Origin of the sequence: Komagataeibacter melaceti, from assembly GCF_003403295.1 — a bacterium.
Taxonomy (GTDB): domain Bacteria; phylum Pseudomonadota; class Alphaproteobacteria; order Acetobacterales; family Acetobacteraceae; genus Komagataeibacter; species Komagataeibacter melaceti.
This window is the reverse complement of the sequence record NZ_QUWV01000223.1, coordinates 1-438: the sequence shown is the minus strand read 5'-3', so window position 1 is coordinate 438 and position 438 is coordinate 1. Positions and strand designations below refer to the sequence as shown.

1 protein-coding gene is annotated in these 438 nt (G+C 67.6%); it reads left to right on the top strand.

The window, feature by feature from the left end; all coding sequences use genetic code 11:
• Positions 1-44: 44 nt before the first annotated feature.
• Positions 45-438 (top strand): IS91 family transposase (locus DY926_RS16515; protein WP_186336211.1); only part of this gene is annotated, 394 nt, incomplete at its 3' end.

The window sequence follows — 438 nt, the reverse complement described above, 5'->3', positions numbered from 1 at the left end:
GGCGCAGGCAAGGCCCGACGGCTGATCCCGGAGCAGGGGCGGTCATGTCCGCCTCGCTCGCACTGGGGGACATCTTCCGGGCTGCCGGCCCTGCCTGGCGGTCAGCCCATGCCGGCCGTCTCCCCCTGCAGCAGCTCAAGGTCATGTCGGCGATCGAACATTGTCGCACCGCAGCCCTTGGTGGCCATGTCGCGGCCTGCGGGGACTGTGGACACTGGCGGATCGCCTATAACAGCTGTCGCAACCGTCATTGTCCGCGCTGTCAGGGGAACGCCGCGCGGACATGGCTGGCCGAGCGGGAGGCCGATCTGCTGCCGGTCGGGTATTTCCATGTCGTCTTCACCCTGCCTGCGCGGATCGCCGACATCGCGCTCCAGAACAAGGCCGTTCTCTACGCCCTGCTGTTCCAGGCCGCCTCGGAGACGATGATGACGATCG